General features: G+C 66.2%; 18 protein-coding genes. 10 read left to right on the forward strand and 8 right to left on the reverse strand.

The genetic code is table 11. The features are described from left to right. Positions 1–24: 24 nt before the first annotated feature. Together AC30QB_RS18905 and AC30QB_RS18910 are read left to right on the forward strand one after the other, a co-directional pair. Positions 25–1,341, forward strand: coding sequence for an EmrA/EmrK family multidrug efflux transporter periplasmic adaptor subunit (locus AC30QB_RS18905; protein WP_489547812.1), 1,317 nt, complete (start codon positions 25–27; stop codon positions 1,339–1,341). A 235-nt stretch (positions 1,342–1,576) separates the two neighbouring features. After that, positions 1,577–3,187 (forward strand): DHA2 family efflux MFS transporter permease subunit, encoded by a 1,611-nt coding sequence (locus AC30QB_RS18910; protein ID WP_489547813.1) that lies wholly within the window; start codon positions 1,577–1,579, stop codon positions 3,185–3,187. Between the two features lie 41 nt (positions 3,188–3,228). Here the strand turns inward: AC30QB_RS18910 and AC30QB_RS18915 are convergent, their stop codons facing one another. Both AC30QB_RS18915 and AC30QB_RS18920 read right to left on the reverse strand, forming a co-directional pair. Further along, a complete protein-coding gene (locus AC30QB_RS18915; RefSeq protein WP_489547814.1) occupies positions 3,229–4,020 on the reverse strand; it encodes a GGDEF domain-containing protein in 792 nt (263 codons plus the stop codon). A gap of 107 nt (positions 4,021–4,127) precedes the next feature. Further along, positions 4,128–5,201, reverse strand: coding sequence for a lipocalin-like domain-containing protein (locus AC30QB_RS18920; protein ID WP_489547815.1), 1,074 nt, complete (start codon positions 5,199–5,201; stop codon positions 4,128–4,130). Positions 5,202–5,257: 56 nt separating this feature from the next. On the opposite strand from AC30QB_RS18920, the gene AC30QB_RS18925 reads away from it, so the two are divergent. From AC30QB_RS18925 to AC30QB_RS18940, 4 genes are all read left to right on the forward strand, one after another. Then, a complete protein-coding gene (locus tag AC30QB_RS18925; protein WP_489547816.1) occupies positions 5,258–8,074 on the forward strand; it encodes a DEAD/DEAH box helicase in 2,817 nt (938 codons plus the stop codon). 165 nt (positions 8,075–8,239) lie between these two features. Continuing rightward, positions 8,240–9,976 (forward strand): putative bifunctional diguanylate cyclase/phosphodiesterase, encoded by a 1,737-nt coding sequence (locus AC30QB_RS18930; RefSeq protein ID WP_489547817.1) that lies wholly within the window; start codon positions 8,240–8,242, stop codon positions 9,974–9,976. 44 nt (positions 9,977–10,020) lie between these two features. Next, a complete protein-coding gene (locus AC30QB_RS18935) occupies positions 10,021–10,284 on the forward strand; it encodes an antitoxin (protein WP_489547818.1) in 264 nt (87 codons plus the stop codon). 2 nt (positions 10,285–10,286) lie between these two features. Then, positions 10,287–10,691, forward strand: coding sequence for a type II toxin-antitoxin system VapC family toxin (locus AC30QB_RS18940; RefSeq protein ID WP_489547819.1), 405 nt, complete (start codon positions 10,287–10,289; stop codon positions 10,689–10,691). Positions 10,692–10,716: 25 nt separating this feature from the next. On the opposite strand, the gene AC30QB_RS18945 is transcribed toward AC30QB_RS18940, so the two are convergent. Further along, the gene (locus AC30QB_RS18945) at positions 10,717–11,712 is read right to left on the reverse strand and encodes a hypothetical protein (RefSeq protein ID WP_489547820.1); all 996 of its coding nucleotides are present in this window, start codon (positions 11,710–11,712) and stop codon (positions 10,717–10,719) included. 166 nt (positions 11,713–11,878) lie between these two features. Between AC30QB_RS18945 and AC30QB_RS18950 the strand changes: the two genes are divergently transcribed. Then, positions 11,879–12,481, forward strand: a complete 603-nt coding sequence (locus AC30QB_RS18950) for a helix-turn-helix domain-containing protein (RefSeq protein WP_489547821.1) — start codon at positions 11,879–11,881, stop codon at positions 12,479–12,481. Next, a complete protein-coding gene (locus AC30QB_RS18955; RefSeq protein ID WP_489547822.1) occupies positions 12,478–13,011 on the forward strand; it encodes a GNAT family N-acetyltransferase in 534 nt (177 codons plus the stop codon). The genes AC30QB_RS18950 and AC30QB_RS18955 overlap by 4 nt, the downstream gene beginning before the upstream one ends. A gap of 209 nt (positions 13,012–13,220) precedes the next feature. Here the strand turns inward: AC30QB_RS18955 and AC30QB_RS18960 are convergent, their stop codons facing one another. Next, complete coding sequence (locus AC30QB_RS18960; protein ID WP_489547823.1) at positions 13,221–13,772, reverse strand: DUF3617 domain-containing protein; 552 nt, start codon at positions 13,770–13,772, stop codon at positions 13,221–13,223. Positions 13,773–13,948: 176 nt separating this feature from the next. Here AC30QB_RS18960 and AC30QB_RS18965 point away from each other — a divergent pair, with 176 nt between their 5' ends. Both AC30QB_RS18965 and AC30QB_RS18970 read left to right on the forward strand, forming a co-directional pair. Next, positions 13,949–15,448, forward strand: a complete 1,500-nt coding sequence (locus AC30QB_RS18965; RefSeq protein WP_489547824.1) for an alpha/beta fold hydrolase — start codon at positions 13,949–13,951, stop codon at positions 15,446–15,448. Positions 15,449–15,649: 201 nt separating this feature from the next. Then, entirely contained in the window at positions 15,650–16,453 is an 804-nt protein-coding gene (locus tag AC30QB_RS18970; protein ID WP_489547825.1) for an N-acyl amino acid synthase FeeM domain-containing protein, read from the forward strand. Here the strand turns inward: AC30QB_RS18970 and AC30QB_RS18975 are convergent. From AC30QB_RS18975 to AC30QB_RS18990, 4 genes are all read right to left on the reverse strand, one after another. Then, positions 16,439–18,283, reverse strand: coding sequence for an ATP-binding protein (locus AC30QB_RS18975; RefSeq protein ID WP_489547826.1), 1,845 nt, complete (start codon positions 18,281–18,283; stop codon positions 16,439–16,441). The two genes, AC30QB_RS18970 and AC30QB_RS18975, sit on opposite strands and share 15 nt — an antisense overlap. A gap of 90 nt (positions 18,284–18,373) precedes the next feature. Then, positions 18,374–18,766 carry a hypothetical protein gene (locus tag AC30QB_RS18980; protein WP_489547827.1) on the reverse strand — a complete coding sequence of 131 codons (393 nt, stop codon included), beginning with the start codon at positions 18,764–18,766 and terminating at the stop codon, positions 18,374–18,376. Between the two features lie 344 nt (positions 18,767–19,110). Beyond that, positions 19,111–19,467, reverse strand: coding sequence for a DUF1304 domain-containing protein (locus AC30QB_RS18985; RefSeq protein WP_489547828.1), 357 nt, complete (start codon positions 19,465–19,467; stop codon positions 19,111–19,113). Between the two features lie 130 nt (positions 19,468–19,597). Further along, positions 19,598–20,566 (reverse strand): threo-3-hydroxy-L-aspartate ammonia-lyase, encoded by a 969-nt coding sequence (locus tag AC30QB_RS18990; RefSeq protein ID WP_489547829.1) that lies wholly within the window; start codon positions 20,564–20,566, stop codon positions 19,598–19,600. Positions 20,567–20,572 lie beyond the last annotated feature (6 nt).

A 20,572-nucleotide genomic window follows, 5' to 3' on the forward strand; every position in this document is an offset into this window, starting at 1 on the left:
GCTGAATTTCCTGGAGCACAACCCATGAGCGCCCCCCAACAACAAGCTACTCCCGCTGGCAACCCCGCTCGCAAGAAGGCCCTGACGGCCGTGGCCGCGGTCGTCGTCGTCGCCGGCATCGCCTACGGCGCCTACTACGCGCTGGTGCTCAACCACTACGAGCACACCGACAACGCCTACGTGCAAGGCAACGTGGTGCAGCTCACGCCGCAGGTCGGCGGCACCGTGCTGGCCATCAATGCAGACGACACCGACTTCGTGAAGGCCGGCCAGGTGATCGTGAAGCTAGACCCCGCCGACGCCCAAGTGGCGCTCGACCAGGCCGAAGCCCAGCTCGCGCAAACCGTGCGCGAAGTGCGCACGCTGTTCGTCAACAACTCGACACTGAAGGCGCAGATCGCCCTGCGCGAAGCCGACCTGGCCCGCGTGCAAGGCGACGTGGCCCGCGCGCAAGACGACGTGTCGCGCCGCGCGCCGCTGCTGGCCAGCGGCGCCGTGGGCAAGGAGGAATACAACCACGCCACCGCCCAGCTCGCCACCGCCAAGAGTGCTGTTGCCGCGGCCCAATCGGCTGCGGTGGCCGCGCGCGAGCAGCTCACCTCAAACCAGGCGCTCACCGACAACACCTCAGTCGAGCAGCACCCCAACGTGCTGCGCGCGTCGGCACGTGTGCGCGAGGCCTACCTGGCCGTGAAGCGCGCTGATCTCGCTGCGCCGGTCGACGGCTACATCGCCAAGCGCAGCGTGCAGCTGGGCCAGCGCGTGCAAGCCGGTGCACCGCTGATGTCGGTGATCGCGCTCAACCAGCTCTGGGTCGACGCCAACTTCAAGGAAAGCCAGCTCAAGAACCTGCGCATCGGCCAGCCCGTCACGCTGGTGGCCGACATGTACGGCAACAAGGTCGAATACAACGGCCGTGTCGACGGCCTGGGTGCCGGTACCGGCGCCGCATTTGCCCTTCTGCCGGCGCAAAACGCCACCGGCAACTGGATCAAGGTGGTGCAACGCCTGCCCGTGCGCGTGACGCTAGACGCCAAGCAAGTGGCCGAGCACCCGCTGCGTGTGGGTCTTTCGATGGAAGCGCGCGTGGACGTGAGTGATACCAGCGGCAAGACCCTGGCCGACGCGCCACGCACCACGGCCGTCGCACAGAACACCGCAGCGCCGGGCCACGTGGACGCCGATGCCGAAGTGCGCAAGATCATCGCCGCCAACCTCGGCCGCGCGATCAAGTCGCCGGTGCAGGCCAGGCGTGCAACACCCCCCGCTTCCGCTGAGGTGAGCACCCTGAGTTCGGCGCTGGCGACTACTTCTACCGCCGCCATCGCTGCGGGCAAGTGATTCCGAATCCTGATTCGTGATGTGCATCCGCCGTTCCACTGGCTTCGTGCGCCCTGAGGGATCGAAGGGCAGCGATGTGCACTGGCGCACCCTTCGATACCTCAGGGCGAACGGGGTTGTAAGTGGGGCGAACGGAACTGGGCGCAGGTCGAACGGAACTGGGCGCGAGGCGAACGGAACTGGGCTGAAGCGCGTCACCCATCAGGGCCCGAATTAATCTCACCAAGAACTGAACATGTCTTCCACCACCACCAGCGCCGACCTGTCGGCTAGCCCTGCGCCAGCGCCTGCTGCGCCGCCGCGGGGCCCGGTCGCCTTTACGCCGCTCACCGGCAGCCAGCTTGTGCTGGGAACGGTGGCGCTGTCGCTGGCCACCTTCATGAATGTGCTCGACAGTTCGATTGCGAACGTGTCGATCCCCGCCATTGCCGGCGACATGGGCGTGAGCCCGGCGCAAGGCACCTGGGTCATCACCTCTTTCGGTGTTGCCAATGCCATCTCGGTGCCGCTTACCGGTTGGCTCACGCAGCGCTTCGGCCAGGTGCGCTTGTTCACCGCCAGCATCCTGCTCTTCGTGGTGGCCTCGTGGCTGTGTGGCCTCGCGCCCAACATCGAGTCGCTGATCGCTTTCCGCGTGCTGCAAGGCCTGGTCGCCGGGCCGATGATTCCGCTCTCGCAAACGCTGCTGCTCGCAAGCTACCCACCGGCCAAAGCCGGCATTGCGATGGCAATGTGGGCGATGACCGTGCTGGTGGCGCCGGTGGTCGGGCCGCTGCTCGGCGGCTGGATCACCGACACCATGTCGTGGCCTTGGATCTTCTACATCAACATTCCCGTGGGCTTGGTGGCAGCCGCTGCCACCTGGTCGATCTACCGCACCCGCGACCCGGGGCCACGCCGCGTGCCGCTCGATTACATCGGCCTCACGCTGCTGGTGCTCTTCATCGGCGCCATGCAGATCATGATCGACAAAGGCAAGGAGCTCGACTGGTTCTCTTCGGCCCAGATCGTCACACTCGCCATCGTGGCGGTGGTGAGCTTTCTCTTCTTCCTGGCTTGGGAGCTGACCGAGAAGCACCCCATCGTCGACCTGCGCCTCTTCGCAGGGCGCAACTTCTGGCTGGGCTCGACCTCGTTGGCCATTGCCTACGGCCTCTTTTTCGGCAACGTGGTGTTGATGCCGCTGTGGCTGCAGCAGTACATGGGCTACACCGCCACCTGGGCCGGCTTCGCGTTGGCGCCGGTGGGGCTGCTGGCCATCGTGCTCTCACCCTGGGTGGGCAAGAACGTGCGACGCATCGACCCGCGCAAGCTCGCAACCGTTGCCTTTCTCGGCTTTGCGCTGGTGCTGTGGATGCGCTCGCACTTCAACACCCAAGCCGATTTCATGACCATCCTGATCCCCACGGTGTTGCAAGGCGCAGCGATGGCGTTCTTCTTCATTCCGCTGCAGGCCATCGTGTTCTCGGGTCTCACGCCCGACCGCATGCCGGCCGCGGCAGGCCTGAGCAACTTCGTGCGCATCACCGCGGGTGCAGTGGGCACCTCACTCTTCACCACCGCGTGGGAGAGCCGTGCCGTGATGCACCACGCGCATCTGGCCGAGAGCATCAACCGCGGCAACGACACTGCAATGCAGACGCTCAGCCAGCTGGGTGCTGCCGGCTACAGCCATGAGCAGGCGCTGGCCGTGGTCGACCGGCTGATCAACCAGCAGGCCTTCACCATGGCGGCCACCGACATCTTCTGGCTGTCGTCCGTTGCCTTCGTGGTGTTGATCAGCATGGTGTGGCTGACCAAACCGCAGGTGAATGCGGCTGGGGCCGATGCCGGCGGCGCGCACTGAAACCGGTGCCCGCCCGTAGCGGGGCCAGGTTCAGACCCGGCTCACGCGCAAGCGTCTTGAGGCTGTGGGGCTTGCCGGCTGCGGGCTGATGCTAGCGACTCTTCAGCGTGTCGCATGACGCCTTCCAGTGTGTCGCTGCTTTGAGGCCAGATGGCCGTGCCCACACTGCAGCCTATGTGCAGGTTGCTCACCGTGCGGTAGCCCAGCGGCCGCCGCACTTCGTGGGCAACACGTGCCGCCATGGTGCGCGAGAAAGCCACCGCTTCGCCTGACGGGCAGCTCAGCAACAGGGCGAACTCTTGCCCCTGCAGCCGCATCACCCGGTCTTCGTCGCGCGCCAAGTGGCGCAGGCGTTTGGCGATCTGGGTCAAGACATGGTCGCCGGCCTCTTGGCCGTAGCGCTCGGTGACCGGCTCAAAGCTGTCGAGCCCGACGTACAGCACGCACAGCGAAAGGTCGCGCGCGCGCAGGTCTTGCTCCCACGGCTCGCGGGTGTCGTTCAGCTGCTCGGGCGTGCTCAGGCCGGGCAGCGAGTCTTGGTGCGCGTTCAGCAGGGGCAGCTTGGGCTTGAGCTTGGCGATGCTGTGAGGTGCAGCGCTGTCTGTGCGGCGCCGAGCCGGCACGGTGGCTTGCAGCTCACGCAGGGCTACAGGCGGGGCATCGGCCTCGGCTGCTGGCATGCGCCATTGGCTCGCGATCAGCCCTATGGCCAGGCAGGCACTCCAGGCCCAGGCTGCGTCGGGCGATTGCGCCGCGGCCACCACCCACGCCAGCGCCAACACCCGCAAGGCGGGGTGCGCCGTCCAGTCGTCGGTGTTGAAGTAGCGGTTCATGTGGCGGTTCGCACGCAGTCTGTAGCGCGGGCGATGATGGATTGTGCTGCTGTGAGGCTTGGTGCGTCTCGCGAAAAAGCACGCTTTGTGCCTCCTTTTTCAGCAGCTCACAGCCTGAGCTTGCCGGCGTATCCGGTCATCTCCAGGTAGCCGCGGCCCACGCGCTGGCCGCGCGCGTCGAGCAGGTCGCAGAGGCCTTCCCAGTAGAAGGCGCCGGTGCTGCCGCGGCTGTCGAGTTCTTGCGCGTCGAAGAGCGTGCTCACCGTGTGGCGGCCGGCGGGGGTGTCGACTGTCCACTGCACCGGGTAGCGTGCCTGCGAGGCGGGGCTGAGCCAGCTGCGGCCGGGGGTGAAGCGCACTTCGTCGGGCTGAAAGGTGCGCACCACGCCGCCCGGGCTGCGCAGGCTGCCGCCGGCGTAGAGCGTGCTGCCGTCGGCGCGGCGCAGGCGAAAGGCGGTGAGGGTGCTGCCGTCGTCGAGGTTGATGCCGATCCAGTCCCAGCCCACGGCTTGGGGGTCGAGCAGGGTGTTGCTCCACTCATGGTCTAGCCAGGCGCGGCCCAGTACCGGCAGCGCGCGGCCATCGAGCGTGAGCGCGCCCGTCACGGCCAGTTGCGGTTGGCTGTAGTAGTGGCTCGCCTGCGCGGGCTGCGGGCCCTTGCGGGAGTAGCCCGCCTTGCCTTGCAGCAGCAGCGGCTGGGTGGTGGCCAGGGTGAGCGCGAGCGCAAAGCCGGCGCTGTCGCTGGCTACCCGCACCTCGTAGCGGCTGGAGTCGGCCGGGCCTTGGCGCAGCAGCGACCAGTCGCGCAAGCGCACCTGCGTGTCGCCCTCTGCCGCGGTGGCAATGCCGAAACCGGCGCGCGCCAGGCGCTGGTCATGGCGCTGGCGGCTCACTTGCACATCACTCAGCGCGGCGTGGGCGAACACGATCTGGCTCGCGGCAAAGCGGCTGCGGTGGTCGCCCGACAGGCCGGTGCGCGAGCGGAAGAAGGTGACCTGAAAGCCGAACGTGCGCTCGCCCGCCTGCAGCGCCCCGGTGAGGTACCACCACTCGGTGCGGGCCGCCGGGTGGCTGCCGAAATCAGCCGGGAAAACCAGCGCTCGCAGGCCGATCGAGGCGGGCTGCGCATACACGCGGAGTGGCAGCCCTGCGAGAGCCCCCAAGATGTATCGGCGTTTCATTCGCCCAAGCATCGCATGGCAGACGACAATGCAGGGTTGCCTTGCCCACGTTGCCGATGACCGACTTCTCCCTGCCCGAAGACTTTGATCTGGGCGAACACTTCGACTACATCACCCTCACGAGAGCGATGGCCCTCAAGCCTCAGCAGGCGGTGCTGGCGCTGCAAGTCGACGGCCCGCGGCTCGTTTCGCGGGTGCAAGGCACCGGCCCTACCGCCTACCAGCAGAGCATTCAGTGGGTGACTGACCGTCGCCTCGGGCCGCGGCTCGAAGGCCGTTGCTCCTGCCCCATGGGCCATGGCTGCAAACATGTGGCGGCAGCGCTGATGGCCTTCGAGGCGCAGCAAATCCGCATCAAGAAGGGCCTGCCTGAAACCCCCGGCGTGGCCGTTCCGGTCGCCCGGCCCGCCGAGCCGCCGCCGCCGGTGATGTTTGAGCTGGGCACGCTGGCGCTGGTGCCGGTGCTGCGCCTGACCACCTGTGTCGACGTGGCCTCTGAAGCCTTGCTGCACCACCGCTACGGCTCGGCCAACTCGCGCAGCACCACGCTGCGCCAGGGCGCGGCGCAGGTTGTTTTTCGCTACCAGCCGCCCACCGGGCGTGCATTTGACTTCCACTTTCCGGCGGGCAACGCCACCACCGCATTGGGCGAAGTCAACGACCCGACCCGGCCGGGCCGTGTGGTGATGGGGCACTTTCAGCGTCAGGCGCAGGCCGAGGCGGGAGCCTTGCGCACGCTCTTTGGTGAGCTGGAGCTGCGGCCCTGGAGCCTGTCGGCTGGCTTGGCGATGGAGCGGCTCACGCGCCTGTCTGCGGCGCGTGTGCAGTCGTCGGTGCTGCCGCCCGGCATCGAAGGCAACCCCTTGCTGCTGGTGCCGCAGCGGCGCGAGCGCTGGCCCGAGCTGCTGGCGCACCACATCCCCGAGCTGGAGTCGCGCGGCTGGGTGGTCGAGGTGGTCGACGACTTTCCCTTCGAGCTGCACACGCCCGACGACTGGGCGGTCGACATCGGCGAAGAGCCCGGCGGCAACTGGTTCAGCGTGGGTCTTCAGGTGAGCGTGGACGGCCAACCGATCAATCTTGTGCCCTTGCTCGTGAGCCTGGTGCAAAGCGGTTGGCTGCACCTCGATGCTGCGCTCAACCAGAGCGAAGACAGCGAGGTGCTGGTGCCCTGGGCCCACGACGCGCCCCCCGCGCCCGGTGCTGCGCCGCGACAGCGCCTGCTGCGCTTGCCGGTCAAGCGCGTGGCGCCCTTGATGGACTGGCTGCGCACGGTGTTTCGCGTGGGCGACAGGGGCTCGGCGCTGCGGCTCTCGCGCTTCGACCTGGGCACGCTCGAATCGCTGTCGGCCGGCACACGCGTCACCGCACCGCCCAGCTTCACCGAGCTGATGAACCAGGTGCGCCTGCTGGGCAGCGGGCAGACGCTGCCCGAAGTGCCTGTGTCGCCGCAGGTGCAGGCCACCTTGCGCCACTACCAAGCCGACGGCCTGTCGTGGATGGACTTTCTGCGCCGTGCTCGCCTGGGCGGCATCTTGGCCGACGACATGGGCCTGGGCAAGACGCTGCAGGCCCTGGCCCTGCTGCAAGGCGAGCTCGATGCCGGCCGGCTCGACCGGCCCTGCCTCGTGATCGTGCCCACCAGCCTGATCGGCAACTGGGAGGCTGAAGCCCGCCGCTTCACGCCCCAGCTCAAGCTGGTGGTGCTGCACGGCGCGCAGCGTGCCAAGCATTTCAAGCAGATCGCCGGTGCGCACCTGGTCATCACCAGTTACCCGCTGGCCATGCGCGACGTGCACACGCTGGGCGCGCAAGAGTGGCATTACCTGATGCTCGACGAAGCGCAGCGCATCAAAAACAGCCGCAGTCAGGCAGCGATGTCGGTGAAGGGGCTCAACGCGCGCCACCGCTTGTGCCTGTCTGGCACGCCACTCGAAAACCACCTGGGCGAGCTGTGGAGCCTGATGGATTTCGTGTGCCCCGGCCTGCTGGGCAGCGAGCCACAGTTTCGTGAGCACTACCGCACGCCCATCGAGCGGCGGCAAGACACCCTGCGCGCGCAACAGCTGGCGCGCCGCGTGCGGCCCTTCCTCTTGCGGCGCACCAAGCTGCAGGTGGCGCAAGAGCTGCCCGCCAAGACCGAGTCTCACCTGCGCGTGGAGCTCACCGGCACTCAGCGCGACCTCTACGAGACCGTGCGCGCGACCATGGACGGCAAGCTGCGCGAGGTGATTGCACAGCAGGGCCTCGCGCGCAGCCAGATCATGGTGCTCGATGCGCTGCTGCGGCTGCGCCAGGTGTGCTGCGACCCGCGGCTGCTGAAGATGGGCGAGGGTGCCGTGCGGCCGCACCACCCCTCGGCCAAGATGGAGCTGCTGCTCGACCTGCTGCCCACGCTGATCGAAGACGGCCGCCGCGTGCTGCTGTTTTCGCAGTTCACCGAGATGCTGTCGCTGATCGAGATCGAGCTCGACCGCTTGAAACTGCCCCACCTCAAGCTCACGGGCGAGAGCAAGGACCGTGGCTCGCTGGTGGCGCGCTTCCAGCAGGGCGAGGTGCCGCTGTTCCTGATCAGCCTGAAGGCCGGCGGCGTGGGCCTCAACCTCACCGCGGCCGACACCGTGATCTTGTACGACCCGTGGTGGAACCCGGCGGTCGAGCAGCAGGCCATAGACCGCGCGTATCGCATCGGGCAAGACAAGCCGGTGTTTGTCTACAAGCTCATCGCCAGCGGCACGGTGGAAGACAAGATGCTGGAGCTGCAGGCGCGCAAGGCCGGGCTGGCTGACGCGCTGCTGTCGGGTGTGGCCGGCGACGCGGGGCTCACGGCGCAAGACTTCGACGAGTTGTTCAAGCCGCTGGTGTCGGACTGAGTGCCCAGTCATTCGCAGGTCTTGGTGCCAGTCATTCCCGTTTTGACGGGATGACCGAGGTTGACGGGCCTGGCGAGGGCTGACGGAGCATCAAGTTCAGGCACGCCGCGCCGATATGGCAAGTTGAGACCCCTTGTGGGTTACACACGCCATGGTGAAAGCCCCATGTTTCGGCTACTGCTCTATTTCTCACTGACCAGCCTCGCGTCTATCGTTGCCCTCGTGGCGGCGCTTGGCTTTTTCTACCGCGAACCCGCCTTGCGCTCGCTGGTGGAGATGGGCGAGTCCAACAACATGGCCTTGAGCGTCACCGTGGCCATCCTGTGTGTGCTGTATGGCGTGCTGTTTTTCATCGTTCGCCATGCCGATGGCGTGATGCGGCGCCAGTACCGCGAGCGCGAGCTGGCCGAGAGCGCACTGCGCGAGGCCCATGCCACGCTCGAACGTCGCGTGGGCGAGCGCACTGCCCAGCTGGCGCTGACCAACGGCGGGCTCGAGATGGAAATCGCCGAGCGCCGCATCGCCGACCAACGCGTCACGCACATTGCACATCACGACATGCTCACCGGCCTGCCCGACCGCATGCTGTTGACCGATCGCGTCGACCAAGCCATCGCGCGTGCGCACCGCAGCGGCATGAAGGTGGCCTTGCTGTTTCTCGACCTCGACGGCTTCAAGATCATCAACGACTCGCTGGGCCACGTCGTGGGCGACCAGCTGTTGCAATCGGTGGCGGGGCGGCTCACGGCCTGCCTGCGCGAAGGAGATACCGCTGCTCGCCTCGGTGGTGATGAGTTCATCATCAGCCTGCCTGGCGTGACCGACGGCGCCGAGGCCACCCAGGTGGCGGTGCGCATCCTCGCGGAGCTGGCCAAGCCGTGTGCCGTGTTGGGCCACCTGTTGCCGACGCAAGCCAGCATCGGCATCGCGATGTACCCCGACGACGGCGACAGCGCGAACATGCTGATGCGCAACGCCGACACCGCGATGTCCCACGCCAAGGAATCGGGCCGCGCCAACTATCAGTTCTTCAACGCGCAGATGAACGAGCGCGTGAGCCATCGCCTGTCGACCGAGAGCAACCTGCGACGCGCGCTGGAGCGCGATGAGTTCACGCTGCACTACCAGCCGCTGGTGGAGCTGGCCACGGGGCGCATCGATGGCACCGAGGCGCTCTTGCGCTGGCCTCAGGCCGACCACCGCGTGGTGGCACCGGCCGAGTTCATTCCGGTCGCGGAAGAAACCGGCCTCATCGTGCCGCTCAGCGAATGGGTGCTGCGCCAGGCCTGTCAGCAAGCCCAGGCGTGGCAGGCGGTGCGGCCGGGCCTGCGCGTGGCGGTGAACCTGTCGGCGCGGCAGTTCCGGCAGAAGAACTTCGTCAAGGTGATCGAGCAGACGTTGAGCAGCACCGGCCTGTCGCCTGCCTTGCTCGAACTGGAGCTGACCGAAGGCATGCTGATGCACCGCGGCGACGACACCGTACGCACGCTGGCACAGCTGTCCGAGATGGGCGTGCGGCTGGCGATCGACGACTTCGGCACCGGCTATTCGAGCCTGTCGCACCTGAAGCGCTTTCCCATACACACCCTCAAGATCGACCGCAGCTTCATACAGGATTTGTGCATTGGCGCCGACGATGCTGCCATCGTCACCGCCATCGTGGCGCTGGCGCGCGGCATGAACCTGCAGGTCACGGCCGAAGGCGTCGAGACCTCGGCGCAGGTTGAGGCTTTGCGCAAGCTGTCTTGCGACTTGGCGCAGGGCTTTCATTTCGCACGCCCCATGCCGGCTGCGGAATTTGAGCAGCGTTTGGCCGAGTCGCCGTCTGCATTGCGCCGCTTGCCTGCCTCAAAAAGCACGGCAACCTTGAGCGAGAGGGCGGGCGTGTCTATACTGAAATAGATACCTGAACAGATACCTGAAACACACACGCGCCGGAGCACGCCATGACCGTCAAGACCGCCAAGCTCTTCACCAATGGCGGCAGCCAGGCGGTGCGCCTGCCGGCCGAGTTTCGCTTCGAGGGCGATGAGGTTTACATACGGCGCGACCCGCGCACCGGCAACGTCATCTTGTCGGCCCGGCCCGAGCTGTCGTGGATGGAGTTCATGGCGCTGCGCCACCAGATGGGCACGGTGCCGAATGACTACATGGCCGATCGTGTGCAGAGCACCCAGCGGCGCGACCCGCTCGATTCCTGGGTGGAATGAGCATGCTGTACCTGCTCGACACCAACACCGCCGTCGCTGCCATGCGCGGCACCGCCGGCCTCGACAGCCGGCTGCAACAACTCCAACCCGACGATTGGTGCATCTCGGCCATCACCAATGCCGAGATGCGCTACGGCGTGGCGCTCAAGCCCAAGGCGATCCAGCTTGAGCGCTACGTCGACGCGTTTCTCGCCGTCGCCCGCACCGAGCCCTGGGACGCCGCTTGCGCCGAGTTCCACGGTGTGGTGCGCGCCCAGCTGCGCGCCAAGGCGCAGGTGCTGGGCGATTTCGACGAGATGATCGCCGCGCACGCGCTGGCATTGAATGCCGTGCTCGTCACCGACAACATGCGCCACTTCAAACGTGTGGAAGGGCTGCGGCTGGAGAACTGGATCCGCAGCTCTTGAGGGGCCGGGGCTGGTCCTGGGGTGTTTACTGCGACGTGCCGGTGACCCAGGCCTTGCGGATCAGCCCACCGCAACTGGCTGAGTCATTGGCGGCGCCACTCGTGCTCTGCGCGCGGGCGACGCCGCCGTACCAGGTCTTGCTCGCATCCACCCAGGGGTAGAAACCGAATGCGCCAGGGCTGCTGAACGCGCCATCGCCGCGCGTGGCGTCGTCTTCCACCCAATGGCCGACGGCGTAGTGCCAGTTGAGGCTGTTGGCGATGGGTGTGGAGACAGCGGTGGGGCAGGTGTCTGGGTTGGTACATACCGGGTTGCTGCCCAGTAGCGAGGCGATTCTCAGCTGGTTGTTGAGCAGCTTGCGCAGGAACACGGCGTAGTCGCGCGCCGTGGTGCGCACGCCACCAGCGAGCTGCGGCTGGGTGTAGATGAGGTTGATGTCGGTGCCGAGCCGGCTGCGGATCTCGCTCGCCAGCGCGGCGTTGGCCAGGGCGCCCAGGTTCATGTCGCCCGCGCCTGCGAGGCTGGCGTGCTTTTGCATGTGGCCGCCGTTGTAGAAGAACTTGTCGATGTTGGCAGCGGTCTGTACGTCGTTGTTGCCGCGCGCGACGCACGAGGCCACGGTGTCGGACGGGTCGCAGCCGGAGAAGGTGAAGTTCGTGTAGCCGCTCTGGAAGTGCAAGAACTGGATGTCTTGCGCCGTGAGCACGCCGTTGCGCCGCTCGGCGACATAGGCACCGTACAGCCACTTCGAGGCCGAGGCGATGGGCATGAGCGTGTCGGCGGTGTAGGTGGCGTCGCCCACCGACCCGCTGGCGGCGAGCGCGGTCTTGTCGCCGATCTCCCAATAGAAGGGGCGGATGGTGGTGCAGGCGGCGTTGTTCTGTGCCGTGCTGGTGGCGGCCAGCGTGCGCGCCGCGGTGTCAGGGCCAGTTGCCGGTGTGCTGCCCGCTGAGCTGCCGCCGCAGGCGAACAGCGCCAGGCAGCTGGTCAAAGCCCAGTACGGTGCCGATTGGTTCTTCATGCTTCCCTCTTGCGCGTTGTCGTTGTGTGCAAGTTGTACCAAGCGCGCATGCCGGCAGTGTTTCGCTTTCGCAAACTTGCGTTTCCCGGTGAGAAAAGTTTCACGCTGACAGAGGCGGGGGAGTTGACGGCTCTCGTCTTATTAAGTAGATTACGATTCCAATATGATGGAAAAGGCCGAACTCGACGTGAACGTGCGTATTGCTCAGCGTGTGCATGAGCTGCGCCGGGCTCAGAGCCTCACCCTCGAACAATTGTCTGAGCGCTGTGGTGTGAGCCGCTCCATGATCTCGGTGGTGGAGCGGGGTGAGAGCAGCCCCACCGCCAGCTTGCTCGACAAGCTCGCCGCCGGCCTGGGCACCACGCTGAGCGCACTCTTCGAAACACCGCAAGCCGGTGTGGCCTCGCCACTGGCGCGCCGCGATGCACAGCCGCAATGGCGTGACCCGGCCTCAGGCTACGTGCGCCGCAGCCTATCGCCGCCGGGGGTCGATTCGCCCATTCAGATGGTGGAGGTGAGCTTCCCGCCAGGCGCCCATGTGACCTACGACAACGCTGCCCGCCATGGCCAAGTGCACCAGCAGGTGTGGGTACTCGAAGGCGTGATCGAGGTGAGCGTGGGCCTGGTCAAGCACCGCTTGAGCGAAGGCGACTGCCTGGCCATGCGGCTAGATGCACCCACCGCCTTCCGCAACCCCACCCGCAAGCGAGCACGCTATGTCGTTGCGCTCACCCAACCCTTGATGCACTACGCGCGAAGCACACCATGACACAGAAGATTTCAATTCGGCGCATCCATGCACTCGAGGGCTCAGAAGACCTGCACGGCCTGTGCGAAGTACTGCTCGACTGCGTGGAAGGCGGTGCTTCAGTCAACTTCATGGCGGGCTTTTCGATGGACCGCGCGCAGGCCTTCTGGCATCAAGTCGACCAGCAGTTGCGCAGCGGCGAGCGCGCGCTGCTCGTGGCGCACGACGAAGTGGGGCGCATCGTGGGCACGGTGCAGCTGATGCTGGGCCAGCCCGACAACCAGCCCCACCGTGCTGACGTCAACAAGCTGCTGGTGCACCGGCGTGCGCGTGAGCACGGCGTGGGCGCCGCGCTGATGCAAGCCATCGAAGGTGTGGCACGCGCCGAGCACAAAACCCTGCTGGTGCTCGACACCGCCAGCGACGCGGCCGAGCGCCTCTATGCGCGCCAGGGCTGGGTGCTGTGCGGCCGCATCCCCGGCTACGCCCTGATGCCCGATGGCGTGCCTACCGGCACCACCATCATGTTCAAGAACCTTCCTGGCGAGTGACGTGCCTCAGCCCCGCTACTTTCCGCTGGGGCCTCACCACGTTCCGCTAGTGCTGAGCCACTTTCTGTTCGGCCTGGGCCACCCTCCGTTCGGGCTGAGCAACCCTCCGTTCGGGCTGAGCCACCATCCGTTCGGGCTGAGCCTGTCGAAGCCTGCGCTGTGCACTGCACCACCCTTCGACAAGCTCAGGGCGAACGGAGTTCGGTTGCTCAGCGGCCCAGCGGTTTCACTCCGCCGCACTCGGCCGCCAGCCAGCGGCCGGTCTGATCGACATTCACGCGCTCGGGCTGGCCTATCACCACGGTGTCGACCACCGCCTGGCTGGTGTAGGCCTTGGCGCTTTGAAAGCTGACCAGCGCCTCGCCGCTCGCGGGCGGGTTGGTGGCGCAGCTGAACTTCACCTTCATCGAGTTGGGCGAGCGTTCGAGCACCTGCTGAGTGCAGTCACCAGCTTGCTGTGGGATCTCGCCGCGCTCGGCGTCTTCCTTGCTGATGCAGGCCTTCACGGTGCTGGAGTTGTCGCCCAGGCGCACACCCTGCTGCGCCATCATTTCTTCAACAGCCTTGCGCTGCTCGGGCGGCAGGCGCGAGATTTGCGCTTGGGCCTGTTTCATCGCGGCCTCGGCCTTGCCGTTCTGGCTCTTGAGTGCGATGTTGATTTCCCACAGGCCGGGCTCGATCTTCGGGCCGGCCGGGGTCTGGGCAAACGCTGCGGGCGAGCAGCAGGCTGCGAGCAAGAGGGTCAGGGGGAGTTTCTTCAAAACGGTTACCTCGATGAGTTTTCGCAAGTGGTCTTCGTCGTGTGATCTGCGACGGTGTGTCTCACAGTATGCAGACTCCGATACCGGCCCCCGGTTCAGCTTCGTTGCAAGATGGAACGCGGGCTGGCGCGGGCCATGGGCCAGAATGCCCCTTCTCTCGTTTCTTGAAGTGTCGAATGCCCGCACGCCTGTGGAGGTTGATCGCGACAGTGCTTGCGGCGTGGCTGTGGGGCGTGGCCGTGCAGGCCGCCGAATTGCCCACTGCTGCGGTGCCTGCATCGGCCGCCGCGCCTGCGCCCGTTTTTTTGCCCGCTCTTGCGCCCGCTCTTGCTCCGTGCACCGATCCGGCGGCCGGTGCGGCGTCTGGCGTGTCGCTGCGCTTGCCCACGCTGCGCTACACCTGCCTCACCTTGCGCAATGGGCAGCGCGTGCTGGTGGGCCAGGCCGGCCCGCGCGATGCGCCGCCAGTGCTGCTGGTGCACGGGCTGGGCAACAACGCGCATCGCGACTGGGTCAACGTGATCCCCACGCTCGCGCGGCAGTTTCATGTGGTGGCACTCGACCTGCCGGGCTTTGCCGCCTCGCAAGCGTCCGCTGAGGGCTATGCCTTCGCCGCACTCGGCAATGCGCTGGCCGAGGTGCTCCAACAGACAGCACCCAACCGCCGTGCGCACGTGGTGGGCCACTCTCTGGGCGGCGCGGTGAGCCTCTTCTTTGCCAGTACCCACCCGGCACAGGTGGATCGCCTGGTGCTGGTCGATGCGGCGGGCATCTTGTTCAAGCCGGTTTTTGCGCAGTACATCGCCACCATGCGCACGCGGCGGGTGGGCATTGAGGGGGTCGACCGCTTTCTGAGGGGCCTGGACGATCGAGTGAACGGCTGGCGTCGACAGTTCTTCAACGGGCTGGACGAGCGCTTCGACCTCAGCCGCTGGCTGGCGCAGAACCCGTCGGTGCGCACGGCCTTGTTGGGGAGCTACACGCAGGTCGACGCGGCCCTGGGCCTGGTGGAGCACGACTTCACCAGCGCCATACGCGACACCCTGGCGCCCACCACCGTCATTTGGGGCCGCAATGACCCGATCGCGCCGCTGCGCACCGGCAAGCTGCTGGCAGCGCGCATGCCCGACGCGCGGCTGCGCGTGATCGACGGCGCAGGCCACACGCCCATGTTTGACCGGCCCGAGACCTTCACGCGGGTGCTGCTGGAAGCACTGGCCGAGCCGCTGCCGCCCAAGTACGCCGTCAACGTGGCCGAGGTTTCGCAAGGCGACGTGGTGTGCGAGAACGAGGCCAACAAGCGCTACAGCGGCAGCTTTGACAGCCTCACGCTAGACAACTGCACCGATGCACGCATCGAAGGCGCGCATCTGAAGCAGCTGCTGCTCAAGGTGTCGTCGGTCACCATCGAAGACAGCGTGATCGACAGCACCGACGTGGCGCTCACGGCGAGTGGCAGTGAAGTCACCGCCACTGCCGTGCAGCTGCGTGGCCGTGTGGCCATACGCACCGACGACAGCCGCCTCGACCTGGCCGGCGTGAGCCTGCGGGCTAGCGGGCGGGGGGTGGAGATGCTGTCCCCCAGTCGGCTCTACTTTTCGGTGAGCGACTGGCAGGGCACCGACTACCGGGGCGACGCGCATTTCTTCTGGCCGACCACGCCCGAGAAGCGCTGATGCTGAGCTGACCCGGGCCTGCGGCGCATTGCCGCCACCACGTCACTTGTCACCAAATACCTGAAGCGTTACCGGCCGCCCTGGCCCGAAGGGGCTTACTCACATTCAGAAACACTCAAATAGGCGTTGCATGCCGCGGCTTGAGATGCTTGCGCCGGGATCAGGCAAGAGGCCATAGGCCCAGCAGACAGGGAACAATTCATGTATAGGGATGAACTGCCACCGGCAGGCTTGATGCCGGTGCCCAGGGCGTTGGAGGCGTTTGATGCGGGCTTTGCATTGCGTAGCCCCGGTTCGGCGTTCGAGGCACTCGATGAAGTGGCGTTCAGGGCTTCGCCCGTCATTGAGAGCGGCCTGCCGTTTCGCGTGAGGGTGGTGTGCACCGAGGCCCAGTTGCTGCGGGTGCAAGCGCTGCGTCAGACCGCCTACGGCCGCCACCTGCCCGATCAGGCGGCCGCGTTTGGCCGAGCCGACCCGCTCGATCGCGCGGCCGACACCACCATCTTCTTTGCCGAAGACAAGCACACCGGCGCCATGGTGGGCTCGGTGCGCGTGCAGAGCAACCGCAGCGCTGCGCTGCAGATCGAGCGCAGCATTGAGCTGCCGGCGCAGCGCCGCGGCCAGTTGCTGGCCGAGATCACCCGCTTGTGCGTGCTGCCGGGATACGACGCGCCGGTGCGGCTGGCCATGGTGAAAGCGAGCCATCTCTATTGCATAGCGATGCAGATCGGTGGTGTGCTCGCGGGCTCGCGTCGCTCGCTGCTGCGCACCTACGAAAACCTGGGCTTCACAGACCTCTTTGGCGACGACCGCATGTGCCCCTTGCTGCATGCCGGTGGCCTGCCACACCGCGTGCTGTTTCGCGACACGGTGACGTCCGAGGCCATGGCGCGGGAGCGGCGGCACGCTGACTACGATTTCGTGTTTCGCGCCTATCACCCCGACATCGCCATTTTCGAAGCGCTGATGCAGGCGCTGAGCGGCCTTCGACTAGGAGTGCACTGACGAGGCCTGGGCCAGGTGCGCCACCAGCATGGCGCGCAGTTGCTCGCTGCTGAAGGGCTTGGCCAGGAAGTCGTCCATGCCCGCGGCGCGGCACTGCTCGCGGTCTTCGGGGAACACATTGGCGGTGAGCGCAATCAGTGCGAGCCGCGGCAGGCCGTGCTCGGCTTCGTGCTGGCGCACGCGACGCGCGGCTTCAAAGCCGTCCATCTCGGGCATCTGGCAGTCGAGTAGCACCAGGTCAGGCCGCGCCGTGCGCGTCTGGCACACGCGTTCGACCACGCCCACGCCGCTGGCCACGCGCACGACCTCCAGGCCCAGCTGCACCAGCGAGGTTTCGGCCACGATGGCGTTCACTTCGTTGTCTTCAGCCAGCAGCACCTGGCCGTGCAAGGCGATGCTCGTGGGTGCAGACGCTGACGTAGAGGCAGGGGCCGGTACCGGCTCTGTGGCGGTGGGTGCGTTTGTGTGCACGACGATCTGGCGCTTCAAGGGCAAGGCCACTTCGAAAGTAGAGCCCTGGCCCAGCGTGCTGCGGTAGGTGATGGTGCCGCCCATCGCTTCACAGATGGCACGCGTGATGCTCAGGCCCAGGCCCGTGCCGCCGAACTTGCGGGTGTTGGAGCTGTCGACCTGCACAAAGGGCTCGAAGATGCGGTCGAGCGCGCTGGGGGCTATGCCCACGCCGGTGTCTTCAACACGGATCAGCGCGCCGCTGCCGCCGTGGGTTTCGGTGACGTTCACGTGCACCGTGCCGTGCTCGGTGAACTTGACCGCGTTGCCCACCACGTTGAGCAGAATCTGGCGCAGGCGAAACGGGTCCATCGTCACCAGGCAAGGGCGCGGCAGATCGAGCGTGCACCGCAGCGACAAGCCTTTTTCGGCAGCGCCAGGCGTGCACATGTCGATCGTGTCGTGGATCAGTTGCGCCAGGTCGACACGCTGCGCGTGCAGGTCTATGCCCTGGGCGCCGAAGCGCGAGTATTCGAGGATGTTGTTGATCAGCCCGAGCAGGTGCTCGCCGCAGCGGCGAATCACCGTGAGCCCTTCTTGCGCGGTGGTCACCGGCGCGTGGCCGAGCAGCATGCTCGACACACCCAGGATGCCGTGCAGCGGTGTGCGCAGCTCATGGCTCATATTGGCAACAAACTCGTTCTTGGCACGGTTTTCCATGCGCGCAAGCTCTAGTGCCGACGACAGCTTTTCGGTCAACTCGTCGTTGGTGAAGCGCAGGGTCAGCATCTCGACAATGTGCTGCTCGGAGCGGCGCGTGGCGAGCAAGAGCAAGGCATAGAACACGAAGATCGAGAACGCCCCGTACAGCCCGAAACTGTCTGCGCGTGACATCATCAAAACGATGCCCGGCGCTTGCATGGGCGCGGTGTAGGCAATGCAGCAAGGCCAGTCGGCATGCAGCACGAAGGCGGCAATGGCGGTCACGCCTGCCAGGGTGGCCACCACGACGGTCATGGTGGCGATGTTGTCGGCCGGCATCAGCCAGATGCCAGCGGCGCCCCACACCAGGCCGTCGAGAAACAGCATGGCCTGGCCCCAGCTCAGCCAGGCCAAGGAGTCGGTCTTGCGGCGCAGGAACATGCGACCGTGAATGATGCGCGGCACGACCACGGCGATCTTCACCACGACCCACCACATCAGCGTTTGGCCGGGCACGATGCCGCGCAGGTGCAGCGCCAGTGCAAGGGCAAACGCAGTCGCGGCGAACACCGCCACCGAGGTCTGCTCGAAGATCATGCGCATCTGCGCCACGCGCACGCGCGCACGAATGTCGGGCGCGACGGCGGGCACGGCAACGGTCGAAGTGGCAGCGGCCATTGGCGAGCAATGTACTCGCGTTGACCAGCCGTGCAAAAAAGTGCACCCCCTGGCTTGCGCCAGAGGGTGCGGGGGGTCGACGGCGACGGCTCAGCGAGCTATGTGCACATCAGAGCATGTCGTGTCGAAGGTGAAGAGGCCACTTGTGGAAGGGGCGCCTTCGGTGCGGGCGGTCATGGCGTCGTCCAGGGCATTGGCAAGGACAGACGGGTCTTCGAGAACATCAAGACTGAGAAGACTCGACGTGACACGCAACACGGCTTCGGTCAGAAACGCGGAAACCGAAGTGCGCTTGCCTTCGTCGGATGCCTGGATGTCGGCCGTGAAGGTCACCGTGCAAGTGAACTGAAGTGCCACCCTGTCGGCGGTGATGCCGACGAGGTCTTTTGTCACTTTGTCTGTCCCGTTATCGCTGCCCGAGCAGGCAGCGAAAAGCGACAAGAGGCCCAACAGTGCCAGACGGTTGAAGAGTGCATTGAACATGGACATGCCTACCTTTGCCTGCCCTTGTGGGGCAGGCACGTGAAACTCCAGCCGATGGGCTGAAGCCTTCTGTTTGCAGAGGACACGTACCCCAGACTCGCGTCTGTTTTTTCAACCACACCATGTGGTTGAGGGCACGCTAGCGCGCAGGTTGAGGCAACCTTGCGTGCGTAGATGGGCGCGTGGGGCGCGCAGGCAGCCGAAGCGGGTTCGGCGCAGGGGTGAAAGCAGGGCGTGAGCCCCGGAACGCAGCGAGCTGCGGTGAAGTGCGGCGTTTTTATCCCAGTGCGGGCCGCGACGTCAAGAAACAACCTCGCCTGGCATGCAACGACTTGTCGGCCCCGTCAGGCCAGCCAAAACAAGGCGGCAATCGCAAGCGCCGCCGGCAGTGCCTGCACGTAGTAGATCTTGCGGCTGGCGGTGGCGCCGCCATAGAGGCCGGCCACCAGCACGCAACCGAGAAAGAAGTACGCCACCGGCCGGCCCGCGGGCCCGAGCAACAAGCTCCAGATCAGGCCCGCCGCGAGAAAGCCGTTGTACAGGCCCTGGTTGGCGGCCAGTACTTTGGATTGCGCTGCGAACTCGGGGGTGTTGTTGAAGACCTTGTGGCCCTTGGGCGTGTCCCAGAGGAACATTTCCAGCACCAGGAAATACACGTGTAGCAGGGCCACGAGGCCGATGAGGACGGAGGCGATCAGCATGGGGGTCTCCTGCGGCGTTGCACGCCTTGATTTGAAGAGATTGATTTGGCGCTGCCATGGTAGGGCCGCGCCGCGCCGTCATTCCCGTGAAGACGGGAATCCATGCTGGCGCGCTTTTGCGCCGACTGGCTCAGTCCACCTGCTCGGTTCCTGTCACCAGCGCCACGAATCGGTCTACGCCTATGTTTCCGCCTGACAAGGTCACCCCCACGCGTTGCCCTTGAAATTGCGAACGATGCAGCATCAGCGCTGCCAGCGCGCACGCACCCGAAGGTTCGAGCACAACCTTCATGCGCTCGAACGCAAAGCGCATCGCGTCCACCACCACCGGGTCGGGCACCGTCAGCACATCGCTCACCAAAGCCCGGATCACTTCGAACGGGTGATGGCCGATGGCTTGTGTCTGCTGCCCATCGCAGATGGTGCGGGGCACGTCGATGCTGACGATCTTGCCGGCACGCAGTGAGAGCTGCATGTCGTTGCCGCGCTCGGGCTCGGCGCCGTAGACGCGAATGTTGGGCGCGAGGTGCTTGGCCGCCACGGCGCTGCCAGACAAGAAGCCCCCGCCGCCTGCGCAAACGATCAAGGCGTCGAGCGGGCCAGTGTCTTCCAGCAACTCCAGCGCGGCCGTGCCTTGGCCGGCCATCACGGGCAGGTAATCGAAAGGCGGGACCAGCGTGGCACCCGTTTCGCTGACCAGCCGGTTGGCGATGGCGGCGCGGTCTTCGCGGTAGCGGTCGTAGATCACCACCTCGGCGCCATAGCCTCGCGTGGCGGCAAGCTTGAGTGCGGGTGCATCGTGCGGCATCACGATGGTGGCTTTGCAGCCGTGCATGCGCGCCGCGAGCGCCACAGCCTGCGCATGGTTGCCTGATGAAAATGCCACCACGCCGCGCGAGCGCTCGGGCGAGCTCAGCGCATTCACCGCGTTGTAGGCACCGCGAAACTTGAAGGCGCCCATGCGTTGCAGGTTCTCGGCTTTCATGAAGACCTGCAGGCCCAGCAACTCGTCGAGCGTGCTGGAGCGCAGCACCGGCGTGCGGTGCGCCACGCCTTGCAGGCGAGCGGCGGCGGCCTGGATGTCGGTGAACTGGAGCATGGTGTC

It is taken from the genome of Rhizobacter sp. (assembly GCF_046595475.1).
Classification (GTDB): Bacteria; Pseudomonadota; Gammaproteobacteria; order Burkholderiales; family Burkholderiaceae_C; genus Rhizobacter.

Bases quoted from the DNA above. Each gene is read 5' to 3' on its own strand.
- AC30QB_RS18980 (WP_489547827.1), bottom strand. From the start codon at position 18,766: ATGTTCAATGCACTCTTCAACCGTCTGGCACTGTTGGGCCTCTTGTCG.
- AC30QB_RS18985 (WP_489547828.1), bottom strand. From the start codon at position 19,467: ATGCTGATCGCCTCCGTCCTCATCGGCCTCGTGGCCCTGCTACACGTG.
- AC30QB_RS18935 (WP_489547818.1), top strand. From the start codon at position 10,021: ATGACCGTCAAGACCGCCAAGCTCTTCACCAATGGCGGCAGCCAGGCG.
- AC30QB_RS18915 (WP_489547814.1), bottom strand. From the start codon at position 4,020: ATGAACCGCTACTTCAACACCGACGACTGGACGGCGCACCCCGCCTTG.
- AC30QB_RS18940 (WP_489547819.1), top strand. From the start codon at position 10,287: ATGCTGTACCTGCTCGACACCAACACCGCCGTCGCTGCCATGCGCGGC.
- AC30QB_RS18930 (WP_489547817.1), top strand. From the start codon at position 8,240: ATGTTTCGGCTACTGCTCTATTTCTCACTGACCAGCCTCGCGTCTATC.
- AC30QB_RS18950 (WP_489547821.1), top strand. From the start codon at position 11,879: ATGGAAAAGGCCGAACTCGACGTGAACGTGCGTATTGCTCAGCGTGTG.
- AC30QB_RS18945 (WP_489547820.1), bottom strand. From the start codon at position 11,712: ATGAAGAACCAATCGGCACCGTACTGGGCTTTGACCAGCTGCCTGGCG.
- AC30QB_RS18970 (WP_489547825.1), top strand. From the start codon at position 15,650: ATGTATAGGGATGAACTGCCACCGGCAGGCTTGATGCCGGTGCCCAGG.
- AC30QB_RS18965 (WP_489547824.1), top strand. From the start codon at position 13,949: ATGCCCGCACGCCTGTGGAGGTTGATCGCGACAGTGCTTGCGGCGTGG.
- AC30QB_RS18990 (WP_489547829.1), bottom strand. From the start codon at position 20,566: ATGCTCCAGTTCACCGACATCCAGGCCGCCGCCGCTCGCCTGCAAGGC.
- AC30QB_RS18925 (WP_489547816.1), top strand. From the start codon at position 5,258: ATGACCGACTTCTCCCTGCCCGAAGACTTTGATCTGGGCGAACACTTC.
- AC30QB_RS18910 (WP_489547813.1), top strand. From the start codon at position 1,577: ATGTCTTCCACCACCACCAGCGCCGACCTGTCGGCTAGCCCTGCGCCA.
- AC30QB_RS18955 (WP_489547822.1), top strand. From the start codon at position 12,478: ATGACACAGAAGATTTCAATTCGGCGCATCCATGCACTCGAGGGCTCA.
- AC30QB_RS18905 (WP_489547812.1), top strand. From the start codon at position 25: ATGAGCGCCCCCCAACAACAAGCTACTCCCGCTGGCAACCCCGCTCGC.
- AC30QB_RS18920 (WP_489547815.1), bottom strand. From the start codon at position 5,201: ATGAAACGCCGATACATCTTGGGGGCTCTCGCAGGGCTGCCACTCCGC.
- AC30QB_RS18975 (WP_489547826.1), bottom strand. From the start codon at position 18,283: ATGGCCGCTGCCACTTCGACCGTTGCCGTGCCCGCCGTCGCGCCCGAC.